A 23,880-nucleotide genomic window follows, 5' to 3' on the forward strand; every position below is an offset into this window, starting at 1 on the left:
GCGTAAGAAAACTTCATTACTAAGCGTCGAATTAGTGATCAGACTCTATTTTAAAACAGGTGTTTTTTAGTAAAAATTAGTATTCAAACCGACCAATGTTTTAAATTTCTCTGGCGGAAATTAACCATGTAATTCGTTGAGTTTGATTTTTTATTCTTTTGCACCCATAGTTCTCCTTCGTAGTTTATGGAAAACAAAAAATGACATACCTTTCATGGATATTTTGACAAAGTGAGCATTAATGAAGAAACCAACAATATATGACATTGCTCAGCTAGCAAGTGTTTCAGCGAGTACAGTTTCTCGCTATAGCAATCGCAAAGCATATATTTGTAAAGACAAGGTACGAGCAATCGAACAAGCTATGTTCGAGCTCAACTTCAAACCTAAAAACACAAAAATAAGCACTAAAAAAATTAGGAGCATGAAAATAGGCGTCGTTATTCCAACATTCGATAACTCGTATTTTTCGTGCATCTTAAACGGCATGAATCACTGGGCACAAAATAGCGCTTATAGTTTGAGAGTTGAAAGCTCCAACTTTTCTAAAGTCCGCGAGCAAAAAATAATTAAACAGATGATGGACATCGGCGTTGATGCTCTGGTTCTCATCGTCAACTTATCTTCAGAACAGGAGATCAAACAGCAAGTTGGAGATGTACCAGTCCTCGTTGTTGCTGGTAATAACTTAGGTTCTCTCCCAAGCTTAAAATTCGACAATATTATTGCGGGTAGCATTGCCACCAACCATTTGATTCAACTTGGGCATACAAAAATTGTTCATGCTCATGGTCGTTTGGATGAGGGGCCTGATGCCGGTGACCGCTTAAAAGGTTATAAGAGAAGCTTACTAGAGGCAGGATTAAACATTGACGAAAATCTCATCATTAACGGTGGTTATTACTTCGAATACTCCTATAAAGCGATAAATGATCTGATAAACAAAGGGATCGAGTTCACTGCAGTTTTTGCTGCAAATGACTTAAGTGCATATGGTGTTATTCAGGCTTTGAAAGAACACAAATTGGACGTACCAAGCGATGTGTCTGTGATTGGCTTCGATGACTTATATACCTCCGCGATATCTATTCCATCACTCACAACCATTAAACAGCCTTTATATGAGATGGGAGAACTAGCGATGCAATATATTGTTGATTTGACCAGTATGAATGCATCTAATCCTCACGTTCCTCCTGTTGAACTGATAAAAAGGGAGAGTACAGGACCTGTTAAGAGCTAAGATTTACCACAACAATACCAAATGTATTCCATCAAGAGATGTGAAATAACGACACCATCAAGAGTGAGACAATACTTACTCGTGAGTTGACAACAAACTTCACACCCAAGGGTGAGGCGGAGCTTTAGATGTGCTGTCTCTGGTGACGAGTTTTAATTCCAACGCCCCAAAATCAATATCACGACCAGCAATCAGGTCTAACATCGAAGTAATGGCAGATTTGCCCATATCGTGTAAAGGCTGACTTACCGTTGTGAGCTTGGGATAGAATGTTGACGAGATTGGACAATCATCAAACCCTATTACTGAAACTTGTTCCGGAACTTTTATTCCGTTTCTGAGCAGTGTCTGAATTGCACCTAAGGCGCTAAGGTCATTAGCAGCAAATACCGCCGTAAACGGCACCTTTCGATTAATTAAGCTTTGTATGGCTTGAGAAGAGAGAGAGGCTCTATACCCTCCATTTAAAATCAGATTGTCATCAACATCGACATCCGCTGACTTCAAACTCGCTTTATAACCTTCCATCCGTCCTAATGAGTCTCTGTTACCAATCTCGTTGCTATAAAGGTGTACTATTTTTTGATGTCCAAGACCAATAAGGTAATCAGTCGCCATTTTTCCGCCCGAGACGTTATCCACTTTCAGACAAGGATAACTGCTATCCTCTGCACCAGCTAAAATCAAAACTGGCAGATCGCCGACTAGGCTCCGAACCTCTTCTTCAACTAAACTACTCACCATCATGATTAGGCCATCTACACCTTGGCTAAGTACTTGTTGAATGACTCGCTTTTCATGTTCCTTTTGCCAATGAGTCGTCTCAATCAAAAGCCGGTATGCGCTGTTCTGTATTGCAGAATCCATACCCTCTAGAACCATACTAATAAACGAACTATCGAAAGTTGGTATCACTAATCCAATCAATTTTTCTTTGTGCTTTTGAACGTTCATAGATGCTTTTGAGATAAAGCCTAAATTCTCAATCGCCTCTTCAATAGCTACAATTTTATCTTCAGCAAGATAAGCACTTCTGTTGAAATATCTCGACACTGTACTTACTGAAACGTTAGCAAGTTTCGCAACATCGGTTGCTGTTGGCTTTTTCATAACAGAGATTTACACCGTAACTTTTAGATGGTCGGATTTACTAGAGGCTAGTTAGCTTAATGAAATATAAAACAAAACAATAGTAATCTTGTTCAAATTTTATACTTTAGACGTTAGCGTATCGCATATCTCAGAAAAGGAGTAACTGCTCAAACCTGTAGAAACGTTGAAAGCTGCGCAAGCATATCTCGACTACACCACTCGTCTCAGCCTAATGACAACAATGGCCGTGATACCACTTAACAGCAGTAATCGTTTGAATCTAGTTTACGAGTTCTTAAACATAGAACTCGAAACCAGTTTTGGGTGTAGCGACATTAATCCAAACTTAAAAACCATCGTTAGCTAGTGCCGCCAGCAATTTCAAGCTCGCCGAATAGTAGTCATCACTCGCCCGTACCTTGGTCGCGTCGCTACTGAGTTGATTCATAGTGTAATCTCGCACCGCTAGCAGTCCGCCTCGCATTGGATAATTTGCCACTTCGTGGTTAGTCATATTTTCCCATGCTGGCGTTTTTAAACGTGAGTAACCAGAAAACCATGATTGCCATCGGCCTAACAGTGGGTTATCCCCGCGATCCCACTTCATATAAAGAGGAACCCGAATCGCATCATAACTCACTCGAGCTGGCCACTTTGTTGCTGGTGCTGTCTTTCCGTCCGCATAAAGCGTTATCCAGTCGGTCGGAATGCGATGTTGCCCCCAGTCAATGTCGGTCATCAACTGCTGAGAATCCTCAATCAATGTCCATAAGTTGGCTAGGTAACTGCGTTCAGCAAAGTCGCGCCAAGCAGGAAAGATAAAATAAGAAGGATTTAAGGTTATCGAGTCTTGCGCGGTAAAACCGCTGCGCCCCGGAAGCATCACTTTGCGACCTGCAAAGTCTATAACCGTATGATTGAGAACCGCACGAACGATGCGATCTGACTCAGTTAAATAGGGTTTGTGGTTCCAACGTTGTCCAGCTTTTAGCAGTGCCCATGCGATCAACACATCGCCATCGGAGGCGTTGTTTTTATCTTCGATAGGGTCAGCAATCACTGGGTTATAACGCCAGTAAAACAGGCCGGATTTTTGATCTTTAAGATGGGAATGAGTCCATCCCCAAATCTTGTCAAACGACGCTTTGTCATTCGCCCCAACAGCAAACAACATAGAAAAACCCTGACCTTCGGTATGACTGATATTGCGATTACCACTGTCCAAAATTCGGCCGTCAGGCGCCATAAAGCGTTGTTTAAACGTGGTCCAGTCAAGTGAAGATGCACTGGCAGAGCTAATACCACAAAGCATCAACAGCCAAACTTTGAGCATCTGTTTGTAGAGCTTGAACATCAATTCATTCATCCCTTTGATACAAAATAAGCAGAGCTCTGCGGAAGATACTCTGCTTATCATCATGCTAGATTAATAGTCTTGGAAAGACTGACGTAATGAGAGCTGCGCTTTTGACTCGTTGTAATCACCGAATGTGTCATAAGCGACTTTAGCTTCTAGCGTTAAATCACGCTTAATTTTGTAGCCCAGTCTCGCTTGGAAACTGTACCCAATACCGTCAGTGCTCTCTCCGCTGTATCGTGCCTCTTTTGCCCAACCCGAACGAACGTAGGACTCCAAGGTTGATTGCATCGCTGATTGTCCGGGGAAGTAGTTGGCTTCATCCTGACTATAAGACTGGTAACCCAATGCGCCGCCAATACCCAAACTCAACTTCGAAAACTCCTGCGTATATTCCACAGGGAAAGAGACGCTGACATAGTTCTGCGGACTAAAGTAACCACCATGCCCAAAACTGTAGTAGCTGAGGTTTTCTTCGAAATTCTGATAACTGATGTGTGAGCCGATCTGCAGCTCTCTGTCATCCGCTTTAAGAGGACGCAAGTACATGCCTGCTTCTACTTTTACTGCATCGTTATCTTCGACATTGCGACCAGCATAGCGCCACACACCACCGCCAGCATAGTAACCTACTTCACCATCATCGTAATTCAGTTGAATGTTGATGCCGTTTTGCGTCACTTGTCCCCAGTATTGACCTGAGAAACTGTCTTTCATGCCTACATACGAAAGCATGCTGTCTTTTACTGCTCTGCGTTCTAGAGAGAAGGACAGTTTAGTGTAATCACCTAACGGGGCAATCGCTTTTGCACCGCCGACTAATGTGCTCAACTCTGTACCAAGCGGCGTGGTGCCGATATCTAACTGGTAATACTGATCTCGCAATGACATTGCCAGTTCAACGCCACTTTGACGTTGTCCACCTTGAGAATCAACATCAGGCAATGTGTCGCCATTTAACGAAGAAACACCTTCTGTTTCAGCTACCTGCCCCTGAATTAATGCACCTGTACCAAAGCGACGGTTTGCATCACCAGAAGAGGTACCTGCATCCAGAGTTACCGGTGCAACGTTTATCGCAAATCGAGCATCACCAAACGGTACTGTCGACCATTCCATAGGAGCGCGAGCTTCAGTCAGTCGGCTAAGTCCGTTTTCACCATCACGTCCGCGAATTTCAATGCCACCTTGAACCCAGCTAGATGTGCGATCAGATATTTGCATCATTAAACGGTTCACATCCGCCAGAGTCTGCTGCTCTGCGGTTGGCTGAGGAAGATCCGCACGTTGATTAATATACGCCCCGTTAGCCGATGTTTGCGCGCTCACCTGCCAAGGCATAGTCGTACCATATACAGATGGAGCGACATTAGAATTTGCAGCACTTTGTGCAGTAGCAAATGGGTTATCTGCCATCACCAACCCGCCAACCATAGGCGAAGTGCTCGCGTGAGTAGACTGCAAGCCAAGTAACTGTGCACGAGCTTGACGCAAATTAGCCATTGCCTCAGCGTGCTTGCCTTGCGCTTCATCAATACGAGCAATTAGCAGCAGACGCGATGGAGATTTCACCTGCTGCAACTGTTCTGATAATTCACGCGCTTTACTCGCTTCACCTTTCACCAAAGCGATATTAATTGCGCCAACCAGTGCATCTTGCTCCGGTGTATCTTGCTGATTGTCCAAAAGATATTGATAGACTACTTCTGCTTGATCATTCAGCTTACCGCTTTGATACAAACGTCCCATGGCTAACATCAGATCTTTGCTTGTTGGATCGGTTTGCAGCGCGGCTGTCAGCATGTCATACGCTGGTGCATATTGGCCTTGCTCACGTAATGTATCCGCTTGGTTAATCACATACACATTCCGAGCTCGTGCAAGTTGCAACGGAGTACTGTTGGCAATAATTTGTGGATGATTCAGCAGATCTTGTGCTTGCTGTTTCAGCCCCGCTTGATATAGCACAGACACTTGGTCTGCATAGTCGCCCGCATTACCTTCAATACCTCGCGCTTGACTCGCATCAACCACATCTATGGCAAGATCAACATCTCTTGTTTTCATCAGTAGTTGAGCAAGTTTGCCGGCCCAAATTGGTTTCTCGATGGCTTGCGGCTGCATCGCTTTTAACGATTGTCTAGCTTGAGCAATTTGCCCGTGGGCGATATGAGAGCTCGCCAACTCCAAATCGAGATAGAACTTTGACTCTTTGTACAAAGCGTTGGCTTGGGCATTACGCTCGGATTCTGGAATACGAGATAGCAAAAGATTGGTTTGCTTCCACTTTTCCTGACCAGAGTAATAAAGCCCTGCCACATACAAATCTTCGCCACTCGCTTGCTCACTTTCTAACGAGGCAATAACTCCTTGTGCTGCAACTGCATCACCTTGTTGCAGGTAAAGACGAGCCAACTCCAATCGAAGCCATGGGTTGTTCGGTAAACGCTGAAGGCCATTATCCAAAATCACAATCGCGGTTTCGATGTTGCCCACATCCACCGCCATTTTGGCCAGATCACGAATATTGCTATAACTGTCCGCTTTGCGGATGCGGCTCTGGACTTGCTGCGGCAGAGAACTCAGCAAGTTCTTCGCTTTATCAGTCTGGTTCTGCTCAGCATAAACATAGTACAGAGCTTCTTTAGCAGCCTGATTGTTCGGTTCTTCATCCAAAACCTTAAGCAGCAGTGCTTCAGCTTGCGCGTAGTCGCCGTTATGACGTAACACATCCGCTCGAAACAGTTTTGCCCCACGTCCAGCTTCACCTTTGCGCTTGGCTAACGGCGCACTTAATTCTAACGCTTGTGCCGTGTTGCCCGCTTGATAGGCAGATTTTGCCTGTTCTAACTGAGCAAGAAATTGTGCTTCGTCGGCTTGTTCGCGTCTCTTACTGGCTTGATTTCCACCCTGAGCAGCTGAACGTTTTAGGTAATCTGCGGCTTTTGAGTAGTCACCTTTGTTCAGTGCCACATAACCGATACCGGCCAAAGCGTCTGCATCGTTCGGTGATTTTGCCAACGCACGTTGAAATTCAACTTCCGCTTGCTCCAGATTGCCTTGATTCAGCTCGTTGTAACCACTGCGTTTGATGTCTCCACCGACGGCCGCTTTGTAGTGTTCTAAAACCGCTTTATCCTGTGGATGTGCTAACGCCCAACGTTGGTAATAACGCTCATCAGGTTCTTTTGGTTCTAACCACAATAGTGCCTGACGTAAAGAATCAGACGCTGTTTTACTCTGCTGCGCATAAGTTTCCAGCTGCTTCAGTCCCTGACGGCGCGTTGGCTTGCGATAAGTTAACACCTGACCATAGGCAATACCCACTGCACTGTTGTTCGGGTTCTGCTTAGCGAGTTTGCCCAGTGCAGACACCGCTTTGCTGTACAGATCTTTATCGCCAGACATGGTCAGATAATATTCAGGCGCCAATTCAATCGGCGGCTCACTGCCTTTAAACAGTTCATCCCAAGTCGCAATCGAACCTTTGATATCACCAGACTGAGCCTGACGACGCGCTTGTTCAATTCCACTTTGTGGCAATTGCCCTAGAGCTTGCGAACGCGTTAACTGCTGAAGCTGTGGTGCATTTGGGTGCGCTTTTTCTAGTCGGCTTTTCCACTGAGCACTCTCAGTAATATCACCACGCTCTTGCGCCCAAAGTGACATCAGATACAACGCATCTGGCTGATTTTGGTCAACCATCAGAACTTTCTGTATCGACTCTTGTGCCAGTGTCGGATTGGATTTTTCGTGCCAATACTTAGCCTGATCAAGCAGGGAAGCTAGCGCTGGATCATTAGCCCAAGCAGGCGTAACCATCGCAACTTGCAGCGCTTCAACCAAAAATAATGTGGAGAAAAGTTTTAACGTATTCTTTTTCATAATGATGAATCCAGAGCCCCTACTCTTCATTCAAGCGCAGTTCGGCTTTGCGCTGTAGGCGGCTATAAATAGCAAATCCCAAAATCGACGAAACAATCAGAGTCAACAAAGCGAAAATGGCGCTGTGCTGGTTGGCATACCAGATAGCCATTTTGTACCAAGGTAGCTGACCAGATGGAAACTGAGGTGCAACCTGAAAACTGGTTGCTCCATTGTCATCGGTAATAACTGTGGCATCGCCGCGAATAGCCGCGTTGATGGAAGCGATCTTCAGGTCTTTATCCAACTTAACTAGTTGCTGATCTGATGAAGCGGTGGCAACAACTACCGTGTAGTTTTCGCTCCAAGGAGACTCAAAACTAATGAAGCCACGCCATGATTCATTAGACGAGAAGTATCTTTCGGCTTCTTGCTCAGTGAGATTCCAGTTCCCTTGTAACCAACTGATCAACTTATCGCCCATCGATTGGGGCTTAACACGCAATATGTGGTCCTGCTCTTCAAAAGGCGAGTTGGCTAACAACATGCGGTTAAAGCGCGCTTCTTTCATCGAACTCACCGCCAGAATGTCTTTGTGCTCAAGTTCCAAACTGCTGGAAGGTGATCCAAGAATGACGTGGTTTTGGAAAATCACGGTACCTGTTGCCGCACCTGATCGTGCCGTCAAACTAAAGAGTGTTTTTAATTGCTCGTTGCTTGGGTTGGCAGGTAACCAAAGTACGGTTCCTGAATAATCCGCTAAGCGTGAAAACGGGAATGACGCGCCAACAAAAAATGACAGGTTAGGTAATAACGAAAAATGCTGGGTTTGGCTCAAATCAATACTCGACGAGTTTTTAATTCGGCTTTGAATATTGCTGTCCATCGATGCACCACAAGGTAAATCAGCTTGTGGTTTGACATCAAAATAGAGCGATAACTGGTTATCACCATAAATCATGTATGGCTGAATCGGTAACAGCGCGGTTTCCTGACGAGTATCACCACCCAAACGACGCCATAGCTGTTCAAGTACGCCGCGTTGGTTTACTGGTAAATCATTTAAAAACTTACCGTTGAAAACCACGTTCAAAAACGAGTGTTCAGTATCAATCAAAGCGTCGGGTGGGAAGCTGTAATCAATATTCAAAGGAATGGTTTCCCCGTCCCACAAGAATAAATCGGGCGCTGCACGGAATGAATAATCCAGCGAGTTATGCCAGATACCTTTCGCCACCATGTTTTGCCCTTGAGCACTCAGCTCACTCAGTAGCACAGGTTCTGATGTCGAAATCCAGCGCGGCGCATCGTAAGGTTTGCTTTTGGCAATCGCCTCAGATTCCACCACGTATCGCGAGGTTTGTTTTTCAAAATCTAGGCGAGCTAAACGATGTACTGCTGATTGCAACCCATGCTGATCTTTCGCCACGACCAACAGCAACTTATAAAGCGAATTACGTGGGTTAGCGACAACTTGCAATAAAGGTTGTTCTGCATTCGGCAACGTAATATCACCGATTTTGTCACCCGGCGCACCAAATACAATTGCATTACTCAGCGGAATTTGACCTTTTGAAACCTCAAATGAAACACCGCGGTAAGTGGCTTGTACGCCAAACCATGATGACAGAGCCGCTGCCGCGCTCACTTGTTCAGCGGTCAATGATTGAGGAAAGACGAATTGAATTGGGCTATCCAACATATCCTGAGCATCCCAAAACGGGTTGGGGAAGAAGTTTAAATCTGCAGCGATACCTAACTGCTGCGCACTCAGCTCAAGCTTTGAACTCGGTAGGATTTCAATCTGCTCGGCACGATTATCCTCATTCTGAACACATAAGTTGTCTTGCTCACTGATAAGACTGAAGCTCAATGTGTTGCGAGAGCTGACTAGCAGTGCTGGTACATTTAACTGATAACTGTTTGCCATCTGCTGTACTGAAGAAAGTGGAATCGACCCAACTGGTTCGCCGTTAACACGAACCTGCAAGGTGACATCGCTATCCATCAATGAAGTAGACGAGCGTAGGTCTAATGTCATTTGAGCATGATTAACCAGTTGGTCAATTGGCAAACTGAACAGAACACCAGCGTCTTTTTGACCGCCACGGAACACAATACCCTTAACGTAGCCCATATCAGCTAACGTCATTTTGTTTTGATACTGTTGAACGCTGCTATCCTCTTCTGTCGATGCCCACGCTTTCACTGGCAGCAGTAAAGAGAACCAAGCCACCAGCATTGTTAGCAACATATTTTTCATTACGCTTGCTCTCCACTGAGGCTTTTAGATGGGACTGCATTTCTTTTTCGAGACATTCGGTAAACTTTGAGCGCATCACACGCTACATCCCAAATACACGAAGCAATCGTCACTAGAGAGCGCAACGGTCTGTCTTGTTTGCGTGGAGCACGAACCCAAGCATCAGAGCGAGCCAATACAATACGAACGAGTTCACGACGATGATTCAAAGAAACTTCACTGAACTTCAAGCGATAGCCCTTTTCATTAACACCTATCTGCTCAACAGGAATGGCGATACTGCCCGAGCGAAGTTGAAGTTCAATCGCTTCAACCGCTTCACTTCGTTGATCTGCAGGTAATGCAACCAGACAGCCACCCATAGAGAGGTCCACTGTATGCGAGCGAGAGAGCACACCGCTAACATAATGAATTACAGCAGGAATTTTCACATCCAAGCGGATGGTTTCACGAATCTGTTTCGTTTCACGACCTGCGGCAATGGCTGCGAGCAAGAAGAATAGTCCATAAACCGACCATCCCACATTGAGTGCTACAACCATAGGATCAGCCACAAAGAATGAATACCCCAAAGCCCGATAGATGCCCCAACCGATACCAATAACCAGTATCGCTGCGGTAATCATATGCGGCTTAACAATGTGAGCATCGAAATAGGTCTTGTCGAGCAAAGCGCCTTTGTCGGTTACGTTGAATTTACCTCGCTTCGGGAAAATCATGGTCACAATGGTTGGAAGCGCTAAGTGGAACGCCAACGCCATATCGTAAATATCACCCCAGAAACTGTATCGTGAACGCCCATTCAAACGGGAAGAGACGAACATCGACATTATAAAATGCGGCAATGCGTAAGAAAAAATCAGGCTTGCTGACGAGTGAATGATGTTGAGGTTGAACAGCAAAAACGCGAGCGGCGCCGTCAAGAATACAATTCTTGGCAGCGGGAATAAGAAGTACAACATTGCACTCAAATAGCAGAGACGTTGTTGCAGCTTGAGACCACGACCTAACAATGGGTTGTCAACACGGAAGATCTGCACCATGCCACGCGCCCAACGGTTACGCTGAATCACATGCAAACCAAGACGCTCAGTCGCTAAACCACCTGCCATCGGAATTGGCAGATAAGCGGTATTCCAACCTAAACGCTGCATTTTTAGTGCGGTATGTGCATCTTCCGTTACTGTTTCAACAGCAACGCCACCAATCTGTTCTAATGCGGTTCGGCGCAAAACAGCACATGAACCACAGAAGAAGGTCGCATTCCACATGTCATTCCCTTGCTGAATCGGGCCGTAGAAAAGTTCGCCTTCGTTAGGAATATCATGTTTACCGTACAGATTGCGCTCAAAAGGATCAGGAGAATAAAAGTGGTGCGGAGTCTGCATTAACGCTAAGTTTGGATCTTTCAGGAAAGCACCCACCGTTGCCTGCAAGAACACCCGTACAGCGACGTGGTCACAGTCAAAAATACAAATCAACTCACCGTTAGTTTGCTTCAATGCGTTGTTTAAGTTACCTGCCTTTGCATGCGAGTTGTCTGAGCGAGTGATATACCCAACACCTGCCTGCTGAGCAAACCTTGCAAATTCTTTGCGCTTACCGTCATCAAGAATATAAACCTTGATTTTATCTTTAGGGTATTCAAGACATTGCGCTGCCAAGACCGTATCGCGAACAACATCCAGTGATTCGTTATAAGTAGGAATATAAACGTCCACCGTCGGCCATTTGCTGCTGTCTTTTGGCAATGGAACAATCTGACGATTCAAAGGGAATGTCGTTTGTAAGTAGCCGAGCAGCAACATTACCCAAGAATAGAGTTCAGCGATAAACAGCCCAGTTCCTAGAATCGCTTCAATCATCGAATTGAAATGCAACGTCTGATCAGCACGGAAATATAGGTAGCGAGTCGAGGTTAAGATGGAAAACAGCACCATCACCACAGATATGTCGCGACGTTTACTGAAATTGAGCAAATACAGTATTACTAGGCTGACAATCGCAAACACGAATTGCTTGTCACTGTCCATTGGAGTGACAACAACCATTGCTGCCAATGGAGACATGACAATGATCAGCAAATATAAAGCTAGCTTATTCATTCTTAATGTTTACCGATCGCTAATTAAGTGTGATGTGGAGCTGGAGCAGAGAACATTGAACCATCGTTGGTCACCAATCCCAGTTTTTCAGCCAGTTTTTTACTGATGACTTCAATATCAAAAGCCGCTACTGAAGCATGGTTAACTGACGAAATCGACTGTTGAGCAGCATTTGCTTCAACCACACTTTCATCGCGATGAACAATACCGATAACCGTGTCGTTTAGTCGTTGAACCATATAACCTTCAACGTCTTTGCTGACTTTACGGCGATAATCGGCTTGATTGATAACCACAAAGGTATCCGGTGCATTCTCTTGCATTGCAATGTCGGCAAAAAGGTTTTCAACTTCTGGTAACAACGACAAAGAGGCGGTATCCGCCAGAAGTGGAATAACAACCACATCGGCTTTTGGAAGCAATGACTGTATAGCGTAGATATTTGCAGTAGGTAAATCCGCAACAACAATAAGATCAGGTTGAGCCAGTAACTCTTGCAAACCACGAGCAACAAAAGAAGGCTCTCGAATTAAGCTCATCTCAAACGCAGAACGTTGTTGAATCGTCGTCTTACCATAAGGCAGCACAAAGACATGATGCGGAGTGGAAAGCAAATGCTTACTCCACATTGCAGACTCACTGGCAGAAGCAACATAACCGGACGTATCAGCGAGAGGAATACCAAACTGCAAGCGCAAAGCATTTTGTGGATCAAAATCCACTGCCACAGTTTTAAGACCCATAGTTGAAAAAGAATGACAAAGATTGGCAGCAAGTGTTGTTTTTCCAGTACCACCTTTTGGAGAATAAACAGCAATTAAAGGCATTACTCGTTCCCCGCCATGACCAGTGTACTTTCACGCTCTTGAGATAGCCCTGCGGAATGCAACAGACGTTCTAACGACTGCTTAGAAGAAATTTTTGATACTGAATCGAAAATCGAAGTTTCTGACGTTTTATCGGTCACTCGATTGGTAATAAGGTTCGCATCGAACGAAGTTGAGTGTTCAGCGTCAATACCGTTAAGATGATCCAAATGTGCACTATCCTGTGCTTGAGCAGAAAAGTGCTCGTCTAACTGATTAAAAATAGCGTAATGAGCCTTAACCATCTCGTGACCACGAGACAATTCAAACTGCTGAAAATGGGTATTTTGCTGAATTTGTTGCTTAAAACGCTCTAGATCGTCATAGATGTCCAAGTTACTTCCGTCACACTTAAATAGTCAAAGCGCGCATTATGCCAGCATATCAATTGAAGTAATGTCTCAAATTTGAATCATTAGTCTAAATTATAAATAAAAAACTCAATAGCAGCTCAAGTTTTAACCAAGTGAGTATGTAATTTCTATCCATATAGGGGCGAATCTCGAAAAATGTCTATTGCATCAGTGAAATAGTATCCGCTTAAGTTGACTGTAAGATCACACAATCATGCCAAACTGATTGCTATGATACCGGTTACATTCATCAGAAAAATGGATATGTCATGTTGAAGCCTATACTCACTCTAACCATTTCCTTCCTAGCAGTAACTCCGGCATTGGCTGACTGGAGTTCGGCTGTCTATAGCGACGGAGCATTTGACCTCCCGTATCAAGTTTATTCTCCGAACCAAGCAGGAACAAAACTACCATTAATCATCCACTTACACGGTAGTGGGGAAGCGGGAACAGATAACCAAGCACAGATGTATCAGGGCACAAACTTTGGCCCGCAATATTTCGCGAGCGAGACCAATCAGGCAATTCAAGCCGTTTACGTTCTTGCTCCACAGACGCCGAAACCGATGCGATGGGCTAGCACAACGTTAGATCATTATGACTATACGCAGACACCATCAACTCCATCTATGACAGCGCTACTGCATCTTATTGATGAGATGATAAAAAACAATCCGGATATTGATGCAAACAGAATTTATATGACAGGGTTGTCTCGTGGCGGACAAGGTGTGTGGAATGCAATGATTCAAAGACCTGAACTGTTTGCGGCAGCTCTACCTATCGCAGGGAGCGCAGATCCAAAACAAGCCGATAAAATCAAACATATACCAACATGGGTATTCCACGGCAGTAATGATGAAGTGACCAGTGTTGAATACTCACGAGAGATGGTTGATTCCATCATCAGAGCAGGAGGTTCGACCACCAAAATTCGTTATACAGAAATTGAAAACGGTGGTCATGATTCATCGTGGCAGACTGCGTTTAGTAATTCTGACGTGTATAAATGGCTGATCAAAAATCATAAATAACCATAGGGTTACACTCTTGAAATAGCCAGACACCTAACGATAGCCACCTTACCTAGTGGCTATTTAGTAACATAGTGTACTCAGGAACCTAACGACTACAGAAAGCACTAATTCCATAGAAATTTATGAGTTTTGTCGTTCAAAAAGTGCCTCTTTGAACATCAACATTCCTATCTGCACAGTACGAAAGTGAACGCAAAAAAGCTCACCTGAGCAGGAGCTTCCGGTGAGCCGGTGGGGGAACAACTAAATTTTTTATTGTTTTGGACCTTGCAGAGCTTGTCCTCGAGAGGAAATAACTGACTTGTACCAGTGGAAACTTTTCTTGCGTTTACGTTCTAGTGAACCATTGCCTTTGTCGTCTCGATCTACATAGATAAAGCCGTAACGTTTGGACATTTGTGCTGTAGAAGCACTAACAAGATCAATCGGCCCCCATGAGGTGTAACCCATGACAGGAACACCATCCTGAATCGCTTCACCAACTTGATAAAGATGATCATTCAAATACTGAATACGGTAGTCATCGATCACTTCACCGTTCTCATCCAATTTATCTTTGGCACCTAAGCCGTTCTCCACAATGAATAGCGGTAGTTGGTAACGGTCATAGAGGAAATTGAGTAAGTAACGCAGACCTACAGGGTCGATCTGCCAGCCCCACTCCGAAGCCTCTAGATACGGGTTGGCAATAATATTCAGCATGTTGCCACTTGCTTTCTCGGCTTCACCTGGATCGGTACTCGCACATCCAGACATGTAATAACTGAAAGAGATAAAATCGATGGTTTCTTTCAGAGATTCATTGTCGTCTTCAGTAATGTTAATCTCGACACCCAACTCTTTAAATTTACGTGTCATGTAACTTGGGTAGTAGCCGCGCGCCTGAATATCACCAAACATCAGCCATTCACGGTTTTGAGTTAGCGTATGCATGACATCTTCAGGCTTACAGGTCAGAGGATACTGAATCGCGCCCAAAATCATGTTACCGATCTTGGCATCTGGGATAATGTCGTGACATGCTTTCACCGCTTTTGCACTACCCACCAACTGGTGATGAATAGCTTGGAATCGGGTTTGTTCACTACAATCACGAGGAAGACCAGAACCCGTAAACGGTTCATGCAGCGTAACGTTGATTTCATTAAAGGTTAGCCACAATTTGACTTTATCTTTGTAACGCTTGAACAGTACTTGGGCGTAGTTCTCAAAGAAACCTATTACCTCACGGCTCGCCCAGCCTTGATATTTGTCCGCTAGGTTCAATGGCATTTCATAATGAGAAATGGTGACCAACGGAGTGATGTTGTGCTTAGCCATCTCGTCAAACACGCGATCATAGTAAGCCAAGCCCATTTCATTCGGCTCAGAATCGTTACCATTTGGGAAGATTCGGCTCCAAGCAATAGACACTCGCAAACAGGTAAACCCCATTTCTGCGAACAAAGCGATGTCTTCCTCGTAACGATTGTAGAAATCGATCGCTACGTCCTTGATATTGAAATCACCTTCTTCTCGGTATACAAGTTCGCCAAAGGCACCGAATGGCTGAACATCGGATGTAGACAGACCTTTACCATGCTTATTATGTGAACCTTCAATTTGGTTTGCGGCAGTGGCACCGCCCCATAGGAACGATTCTGGAAAACGAAAACTCATGAATATATCTCCTTTAAAATTTGGTTTGGGTTGCCGTTACGCTCTGGCCGTTACAACTGCGTGTGTGGCGTCTTTACTGGCATCGTTAACTTTGCCAAACAGTACGGTTAAAACCGTCGCTAGAACAATGGAAAGCATGGAAGCGAAAACGGTTACCCAAAGCGTTAAATCAACACCAGTTGGGGGAATGACTTGTGGGAAAACTAAAATACTTGGTAGCGCAAACGAATACATACGGACACTGAAGTAACTAATGATTGCAGCCCCAATAGCTCCCGAAATACAGCCAATAGCAAACGGACGCTTCTTCGGCAGGTTTACGCCATAGATAGCAGGTTCAGTGATACCGAACAGCCCAGCGGTGGTTGCAGAACCCGCAATGGCTTTCAGCTTCATATCTTTGGTCACTAAGAAGACACCAAATGCAGCACCCGCTTGAGCAAGTACAGCAGGAACCAGCAGTGGCATCATGCTGTCAGAACCCAAGACGGCAAGGTTGTTAAGCAAAACAGGAACAAAGCCCCAATGAAGACCGAAGATAACGAAAACCTGCCAGAATGCGCCCATCACTAAGCCTGCTAAAACAGGACTTGCAGCGTAGACAAGCTCATAACCATGAGCTAAAAGTTGGCTCGCATGTGTTGCCGCTGGGCCAATAACGAGAAAAGTCAAAGGAACGGTAACGACAATGCACAACAGAGGCGTGAAGAAGTTCTTTATTGCACTTGGCAGCAATTTATTGAAAACCGTTTCTAACTTGCACGATACCCAAGCAGCAAAAATAATAGGCATAACCGAAGAAGCGTAATTCATAAAGGTGATTGGCATACCTAAAAACGTCAACGCTTCATAACCGGGAGCCTGAGAAGCGCCAAACGCCGCAATCATGCTTGGATGTACGAGTGCCCCACCAATCGCCATAGTGACAAATGGACTTCCTCCAAATTTCGCACCAGCGGTATAACCAAGAACAACGGGAAAGAAGAAAAACAGAGCATCACTTCCAGCAAACAACAACTGATAAATACCGCTATCTGTCGTCGTCCAGCCAGCAGCAATCGCCAAAGCTAATCCACCTTTGAGAATACCTGACGCAGCCATGATGCCTAAAAGCGGAGTGAATATCCCTGAGATCAAGTCGATAAAGGTACTCAATAGTCCCTCTTTACCTTTGTTCTCCGTCTTATCTTGTTGCTCAGTACCAGAGTCTCCACCTATTTCAGCCTGTATCGCTTTAAAGACCTGATTGACGTGATTACCTATCACAACCTGATACTGTCCACCGCTCTCTACTGCTGCGATGACACCATCCAGTAGTTTTGTTTGTTCCTTGTCCGCTTTCGCGCTGTCATTGAGCTTGAAACGCAAGCGAGTTGCGCAATGCATAACATTCGCCACATTACTGGTGCCGCCGACACTTTTAATAATATCGATTGCAAGTTGTTGATATGCCATAACTATGCCCTTTTGTTAGATGGGTATTGCTGGCTGGCAGACATAAAAAAACCCGAGGACCCCAAAATGCATTACATCTGGGTATCCTCGGGTTTTGCCCTATAGCGGTAACAATCCCGAAAAACGATAATTAGCCTGAATTTTATGTATAAAAAAACCTGACCACTTACCAAGTAAACCTTAGGTAAGCTAAGTCAGGTTTTGCTCGCATTTGCGATAACAATCCATTTCGACGTAACAAGGTGCCTATTTAACAACCTTGCCGACGTTGTTCGTGTGGACAATAAGTCCAGCCTCTTTTCAGATCAACTGACTAACAAACCAAACGTGAATTGGATCAGATTCACACGATGAATAACTGAACAAATAGCGATAAACATCACAATTGTAACCGGTACCAACAAGGAGTTTATACTCATTTGTAAGCACTGAGATTATGATGTCCCTATCAAAAATGACCCTACTTCGAACTATTTTGGTAACAGTATGTAGCCATTCTCACGTTAACCTGCTTCCACAAAGAAGCAAAAAAGATGGGGGCTATACGCTGTGCCCAAATGACAGAGTTGTCATAATCATTAAAAGGCAAACCTAAGCTCTAGGACAAAATATAAAGCGTCTAACCAGCTTGGTTTTTTCCATACAAAATAGTCTAGTAACTTAAATATTATGCGTGTATCGAAAGTATTAAATAATAATGTTCTTATCTCTACTGACGATAACCAGAGAGAAGTCGTTGTCATGGGGCGTGGTATTGGATTTCAGATGAAACCTAGTGATGAAATCCCTGAAGACAAAATTGAAAAAATATTCATCCTCGCAAAAAGTGACGACGATAACATCGATAACCGTTATAGAGAGTTGTTAGAAAATATACCTCTTGAACTGCTTGCAGCCACAGAGCAAATCGTAGAGCTCGCCGAAAATACGCTCACTGGTGAGTTGCATCCCAGCATTCGAATTTCTTTGGCGGATCACATTCATTTTGCTATCGAACGATTACGTAACGGCATGGTGGTTAAAAATGGAATGTTATGGGAAATTAAACAGCTTTACCCCTTGGAGTTCAAAGTTGGTTTAGAAGCATTAACGCTACTGAAAAAGGCATCGGGCGTTAATTTTTCTGAAGACGAAGCGGGCTATATCGCCTTACATCTGGTTAATGCTCAGCTTAATGAGGACATGAACAACACCATTAGTGTCACCAATTTGATTCGTGACATTGTGCAAATGATTAAATACAACTTAGGTCTGGATTTGAATGAGGATAGCGATGAATTTCGTCGATTGGTCACTCATCTAAAGTTTTTCGTCCATCGGCTTATTCATCAGACCACGGTTTCTGAGGACGACGACTCGCTTTTTAAAACAGTACGCAGCAAATACCCGACAGCTTTCTCATGTGTTGAAAAAATTAGCCGCTATATAGATAAAAAATTCAGCCATGCCATGACTTCTGAAGAAATGATGTTCCTGACCATCCATGTTGAACGGGTACGCCGCGCAGCACCTTCAAGCGAATGACACATATGGTATCCCCAAGTAATTATCTCACTCATCTGGCCGAACAAATCGTTGATCGGGTCGGAGGGGCTTCTAATGTCCAGCAAGTCACTCACTGCACAACACGCCTGCGTTTCCAACTTCGACATATTCCAACCGATGCGGTAAAAGAGATTAACAAACTTCCAGAGGTTATTTCGGTAATACATTCGGGGGGAATGTTCCAAATTATTGTTGGTTCCAATGTCGAAAAGCTGTATCAATCCATATTACCTTTGCTTGAAACATCAGAAGGCACTGGTATTCCCAACCATATGACCAATGTTATTAACACCATTACCAATATATTTTTCCCAATATTATGGTTGCTCAGTGTGGCCGGTATTCTCAAGGGAAGCCTTTTCCTGCTGGTTAGCCTTGGTTGGATGAACGTGGATAGTGGCACTTATCGCATTCTTTTTTCATCTTCCGATGCGGTGTTTTTCTTTCTTCCTATACTCTTGGGCTATTCCGCCTCAAAGCACTTTGGTACAAATCCTTTGTTTGGCATCACCATTGCTTGTGCCCTAGTCCACCCAGAGATCAATAACCATGTCAGTGGGTTGTTTTCGCAGAAAGTCACTGCAATGGAAACAGAACAAGAGTACTTCCTAGGCTTGCCAGTAGAGTTCATCAACTATTCGAATTCTGTTATCCCTATCTTATTCGCCATCTGGTTTAATGTTTGGCTGGAATATTTGATTGTTAAAAAAGCCCCAGACTCTTTTACCAAGTGGCTAACACCACTATTGTGCCTAATTATCACCGTACCACTGACATTCCTAGTGATCGGCCCACTTAGCACAGTGGTTGCCAAAGCCCTCTCATCAGGCGTATTTTTCCTCTATCATTTTAGTCCTGAAGTGGCCGGTTTCATCATGGGGGCTTTGTGGCAGGTTCTGGTTGTATTTGGTATTCACTGGAGCTTTGTCCCTATCATGATGAACAACATCGCAGTTAATGGCTACGATGTTCTCCCACCTTTACTGCTTCCAGCTGCATTCGGACAAGTCGGCGCGTGCCTTGGCGTTCTGCTGATAAACTGGCGAGAGAAGAAAAAGAGTCATGCTGGTACAGCCGCGCTAACCGCCGTATTTGGTGTGACGGAACCCGCCATTTACGGTATTAACCTTCCTCTTAAATGGCCATTTATTTTCGGCTGTTTATCTGCGGCAATTGGCTCCAGCATTGTGGCTTACTTTCAGGCCAAAGCCTATTCCTTGGGGATGCCCGGCCTATTTCTCATTGTTCAAATTGTGCCACCGACGGGTATTGATGATTCGGTAATCGTTAGCATTCTGGCAACCATTTTTACCTTGGTCTGTGCAACGGTTCTTACCTATATTTTTACCCCAATGCTTACAGCAACAGTCCATTCAGAAACCACAGAAACTGAAAAGAAGAAACTACCTGCATCTGAACCTAAACAAACCAATAATGTTAGCCACGATCAAATCAGCAAAGAGCACTTACAAATAGCCAGCCCTCTAACAGGACAAGTGGTCCCTCTTACCGAGGTTGAAGACCCAACCTTTGCCAGCGAAATCATGGGGCAAGGCATAGCAATCAAGCCAGAGGAAGGCGAACTTCGCTCGCCTTTTAATGGCAAAGTCGTATCTGTATTTAAAGCCCTCCATGCTATTGGATTGCAAAGCGATGATGGGATTCAAATGCTAATACACATAGGTCTGGATACCGTTAAGTTAGAAGGACAAGGATTTGAATTACTGGTCGCTGTTGGTGAAGAAATCAAGCAAGGGCAGCCGATTATTTTGTTCGATCTGCAGTTACTCCACACTCTGGGCTACGATAGCACCACGCCAATTTTGATCACTAATAGTGATGAATACTTAGATGTCATCGCCACCAGTTCGCCCAATATCAAAAGTGGTGAAACACTGCTCACGATTTTTTTATGACTGCCACAGCCGATAGTTAAAACAGTCGCCGCTTTAACCTTTGAAATACGGAGAGACTTAACGAGTTCTTTAGCTCATTGATTAGCTTCTGATTAACTTGATTGGTGTAGCATTCAAACGTTTCATACTCAATACCATTAACCACATCAAAGCCATCGGCTTGCGCGTGATTCAATAATAACGATTTGCCAAGCCATTCAGTCTTAGTCTCTGAATCATCCGAACCAATATAAGGGCCCCAAGTAACCGTTATATAAGGATCATTCTCAAGCAACAAATAGAGTACTGAATTAAGCACGTAGGAAATGGTGATGTTCTTTAGAAAAAACTTCCCTCGGGGATCGATTTGTTCATGAAGTTCAATCTCAGACGGAAGAATGTCTTTGACGATTTTATAGCACTGCTCAAGACTCATTTCACAGCGCTTTAGTGATAGATCAATTTGCTTGCATAATTCGGGGTTAGAAGCCTTAGAGATAAACTCTTGATAAGCTTTTGAAGCACATATTCTTTGGCAGGCACTGGCGTCCGCCTCCGCCAGCATGGTACTCGTAAATTTATCAGACTGACGAAGAAGTTTAGTGGAAAGCATGGGAAACAATCGCCTCAGTTGCTCATGGTCAAAGCCTTTACCATCAAACAAAACAGATAGCTCAACATTGCTTGAAATGAGCCTCTCTTCTATCAACTTTCGAATATCATTTTCCATACAACAACCACATAAAAACAGAGAGATAGCGCATTAAATAACGGTGATATTCAACAGCACAATATGAGGGGAACGACCGTTTCCTTATATGTGAATAGTTAACTCTTCCCTTACCACCAACTTCTTACAGGATGAGTCAACCATGTGATCACTTCGGTTGTATAGGCTTTTTGCAGCCAATCCCCGAAACATAACCGAGTAACTGTACAGAAGGGTTCATCAAGTTCAGCGATATAGCTTAACGTATCTATCACTTCATTTCTGGAAAGCGCTGTGTCTAAAAACCAACACTCTTCGTTGAGTTGAACCGCCTTAGAGCCATTTAGTACTTCTTCAATCACAGCTTTAGCTTGTTCAGTCGATTTTGTTCCATAACCAATTGAATACACGGACATAGTTAACCTATTAGTGTTATCGCCCCATTCATTGAACAATAAATCACCAAGCGTTCAGACAAAACCACTTCGTGTTTATTTAAGCGGCTTCTGACAAAGATGTAGGGCGTTAAGAAAAATAGATGGCATGAAGCGTTGGAAGGAACGTTATCTTATCGGTCACTTACAGCAATTTGATACTCGTTAATCCCAAGATAAACCAAGATGATATTGCCCAACATATGGGCCATTCAGAATTAAAGGTGCAGATGTGTGAGGTTACAGCATAGGGAAGTATTTTCTATCCTCTATGAGGATGTGTTGAGTGACCATTTCATACATGATGAAGTGAAGAAGTTCACTGTCGCTGACTTGACCATCAAAGAAAAGCTTTGATAACCGTCTAGCTCTCTCTATCAGCTTTGCATGAAGCTCAATGTGATGCTTGCAGTCTGAATATCCGGCCTTGTGCAATATAGCCTCTTCATCGTTGAAGTGCTGCTCAATAGCAGAAATCAGGCAATCCACTAACTTGGATATCTCTGATTTATCTCTATTATCCAAAATCGCCTGCAAGAGAATATTCGAATGTTCGAGTAGCGCTCTGTGCTGGGCATCGATCACAGCATTACCTGATTCGTAAGCAGGTCGCCACACTAACTCAACAATGTTGGTTTTAGAAGTATCGGTTTGGGTTGACGTATTCTCCACTTCAACACGATTTCGACCGGTCGATTTGGCTCGATATAACGCTTGATCAGCGCGATCTAACCATGAACTCCAAGAATCCAAAGGTTGGCAACTCGCCAGGCCAATACTCGCTGTAACACGCAGCCCATAAGGAAACTCATGTTTTTCGACTGCCGATCTAATCCGTTCAGCTAAAGGCGCTGAACTCGCAAAGCCGCTATTGGGCAACAGGACAACAAACTCTTCCCCACCCCAGCGTGCCAGTATATCCGTTGTTCGAATACAAGACTGAACGACAGCACAGAACTCTTTCAACACCAAGTCTCCCGTGGCATGCCCATATTGGTCATTAACTTGTTTAAAATGGTCTAAATCGACCATGAGAATTGATGTAGGATGCCCGTAGCGTTCTAGCCTTGCTATCTCCTGTGGAGCCTCTTCTTCTAACCGAACTCGATTCCATACACCTGTTAGGCGGTCTTTCATTGCCATCTGCAGGATATGTTCATCTGCGCGTTCCTTGATCATCAAAACAAAGCCGTTAGACATAAGGATTAATGACATGAATGCACAAAAAAATGTTGCAACCTGAATAGGTGTTTGGTGCAACATGCTAGAGATATCATCTGGCTTAATGATGACGCTGAGAATACGCATCGATAACACAACAATGATTATCGTAAGACCCGCAACCACAAGATATTTGCCACGCCCACTAACAACTCTTTTACGGTTCATTAAGATAGACAAAGCCCAAGCACACTGACTACTGAAAATTAGACCACTAAGGATGATTCGAGTGCTAATGTCATCCATTAGAAAAGAAAAAATAATCGCTAAAACTAAAGGAGGGCCTACCAATAAAACTTTGGAGATTCGGCGATGCAGAAATTCCACAATTGCGGCAGTAAAAAAAGAATAGCTGGCTGATAGAGCGGCATTAGCAACGAGAACAGAGAAAAACGCAGGGGTTTGCCCTCGTAAGAAAAACAGAATATAAACCAGAGTGTGAAGCGCTAAACCTATCGTCCACAGCAATAGTTCTTTCTGTTCTTTTGCCCGAGTGACGGTGCCTACAGATAATGTCAACGTGCCCGCAGTTGCGATGATTATTAAAAAAATTGTAGGTATGTGAATTATCATCCGATCGCCATGAGTATCATCTATGCTGCATTCCGTTCTGCAATAGATAGAAATTAATCAAAATGCTATCTACCAAGATTGATTCAACACCAAAAACAGACCTGAATCCAGTTAGCCTCAAGTGTGATATGACTAAATAATTTAAGTAGATATAGCTGGCGCTAGCTTACTAAAATAGTAAATGCCAATAAACCGATTAGTTCTCA

The 23,880-nt window shown here is 44.0% G+C and carries 16 protein-coding genes; 4 read left to right on the plus strand and 12 right to left on the minus strand.

The window, feature by feature from the left end:
• Positions 1-241 precede the first annotated feature (241 nt).
• Positions 242-1,243, plus strand: a complete 1,002-nt coding sequence (locus ACRQQK_RS12420) for a substrate-binding domain-containing protein (RefSeq protein ID WP_457511832.1) — start codon at positions 242-244, stop codon at positions 1,241-1,243.
• A gap of 99 nt (positions 1,244-1,342) precedes the next feature.
• Here ACRQQK_RS12420 and ACRQQK_RS12425 read toward each other — a convergent pair whose 3' ends face one another.
• From ACRQQK_RS12425 to ACRQQK_RS12455, 7 genes are all read right to left on the minus strand, one after another.
• Positions 1,343-2,353 carry a LacI family DNA-binding transcriptional regulator gene (locus tag ACRQQK_RS12425; RefSeq protein WP_457511834.1) on the minus strand — a complete coding sequence of 337 codons (1,011 nt, stop codon included), beginning with the start codon at positions 2,351-2,353 and terminating at the stop codon, positions 1,343-1,345.
• 328 nt (positions 2,354-2,681) lie between these two features.
• Positions 2,682-3,689 carry a glycosyl hydrolase family 8 gene (locus ACRQQK_RS12430; protein WP_457511836.1) on the minus strand — a complete coding sequence of 336 codons (1,008 nt, stop codon included), beginning with the start codon at positions 3,687-3,689 and terminating at the stop codon, positions 2,682-2,684.
• A gap of 72 nt (positions 3,690-3,761) precedes the next feature.
• Positions 3,762-7,577, minus strand: coding sequence for a cellulose synthase subunit BcsC-related outer membrane protein (locus ACRQQK_RS12435; RefSeq protein WP_457511838.1), 3,816 nt, complete (start codon positions 7,575-7,577; stop codon positions 3,762-3,764).
• A gap of 19 nt (positions 7,578-7,596) precedes the next feature.
• A complete protein-coding gene (gene bcsB, locus ACRQQK_RS12440; protein ID WP_457511840.1) occupies positions 7,597-9,819 on the minus strand; it encodes a cellulose biosynthesis cyclic di-GMP-binding regulatory protein BcsB in 2,223 nt (740 codons plus the stop codon).
• Positions 9,819-11,924 (minus strand): UDP-forming cellulose synthase catalytic subunit, encoded by a 2,106-nt coding sequence (gene bcsA, locus ACRQQK_RS12445; protein WP_457511842.1) that lies wholly within the window; start codon positions 11,922-11,924, stop codon positions 9,819-9,821. Before bcsA ends, bcsB begins: the two co-directional genes overlap by 1 nt.
• A gap of 23 nt (positions 11,925-11,947) precedes the next feature.
• Entirely contained in the window at positions 11,948-12,751 is an 804-nt protein-coding gene (gene bcsQ / locus ACRQQK_RS12450; protein WP_102962200.1) for a cellulose biosynthesis protein BcsQ, read from the minus strand.
• The gene (locus tag ACRQQK_RS12455) at positions 12,751-13,125 is read right to left on the minus strand and encodes a hypothetical protein (RefSeq protein WP_102962201.1); all 375 of its coding nucleotides are present in this window, start codon (positions 13,123-13,125) and stop codon (positions 12,751-12,753) included. Before ACRQQK_RS12455 ends, bcsQ begins: the two co-directional genes overlap by 1 nt.
• A 287-nt stretch (positions 13,126-13,412) precedes the next feature.
• On the opposite strand from ACRQQK_RS12455, the gene ACRQQK_RS12460 reads away from it, so the two are divergent.
• A complete protein-coding gene (locus ACRQQK_RS12460; RefSeq protein WP_457511845.1) occupies positions 13,413-14,180 on the plus strand; it encodes a carboxylesterase family protein in 768 nt (255 codons plus the stop codon).
• A gap of 255 nt (positions 14,181-14,435) precedes the next feature.
• Here the strand turns inward: ACRQQK_RS12460 and ACRQQK_RS12465 are convergent, their stop codons facing one another.
• The gene (locus ACRQQK_RS12465) at positions 14,436-15,842 is read right to left on the minus strand and encodes a glycoside hydrolase family 1 protein (protein ID WP_457511847.1); all 1,407 of its coding nucleotides are present in this window, start codon (positions 15,840-15,842) and stop codon (positions 14,436-14,438) included.
• 36 nt (positions 15,843-15,878) lie between these two features.
• Positions 15,879-17,297, minus strand: coding sequence for a PTS transporter subunit EIIC (locus ACRQQK_RS12470; protein ID WP_457511849.1), 1,419 nt, complete (start codon positions 17,295-17,297; stop codon positions 15,879-15,881).
• Positions 17,298-17,966: 669 nt separating this feature from the next.
• On the opposite strand from ACRQQK_RS12470, the gene licT reads away from it, so the two are divergent.
• Positions 17,967-18,821: a BglG family transcription antiterminator LicT gene (gene licT, locus ACRQQK_RS12475; RefSeq protein WP_457511851.1), complete on the plus strand. Its 855-nt coding sequence runs from the start codon at positions 17,967-17,969 to the stop codon at positions 18,819-18,821.
• 5 nt (positions 18,822-18,826) lie between these two features.
• A complete protein-coding gene (locus ACRQQK_RS12480; protein WP_457511853.1) occupies positions 18,827-20,758 on the plus strand; it encodes a beta-glucoside-specific PTS transporter subunit IIABC in 1,932 nt (643 codons plus the stop codon).
• A 16-nt stretch (positions 20,759-20,774) separates the two neighbouring features.
• Here ACRQQK_RS12480 and ACRQQK_RS12485 read toward each other — a convergent pair whose 3' ends face one another.
• The 3 genes from ACRQQK_RS12485 to ACRQQK_RS12495 form a co-directional block, all read right to left on the minus strand.
• Positions 20,775-21,467, minus strand: coding sequence for a hypothetical protein (locus tag ACRQQK_RS12485; RefSeq protein WP_457511855.1), 693 nt, complete (start codon positions 21,465-21,467; stop codon positions 20,775-20,777).
• 110 nt (positions 21,468-21,577) lie between these two features.
• Entirely contained in the window at positions 21,578-21,862 is a 285-nt protein-coding gene (locus tag ACRQQK_RS12490) for a hypothetical protein (protein ID WP_102962208.1), read from the minus strand.
• Positions 21,863-22,120: 258 nt separating this feature from the next.
• Positions 22,121-23,674 carry a diguanylate cyclase gene (locus ACRQQK_RS12495; RefSeq protein ID WP_457511857.1) on the minus strand — a complete coding sequence of 518 codons (1,554 nt, stop codon included), beginning with the start codon at positions 23,672-23,674 and terminating at the stop codon, positions 22,121-22,123.
• Between the last annotated feature and the right edge of the window lie 206 nt (positions 23,675-23,880).

The sequence above is a fragment of the Vibrio sp. C8 genome (assembly GCF_054051265.1).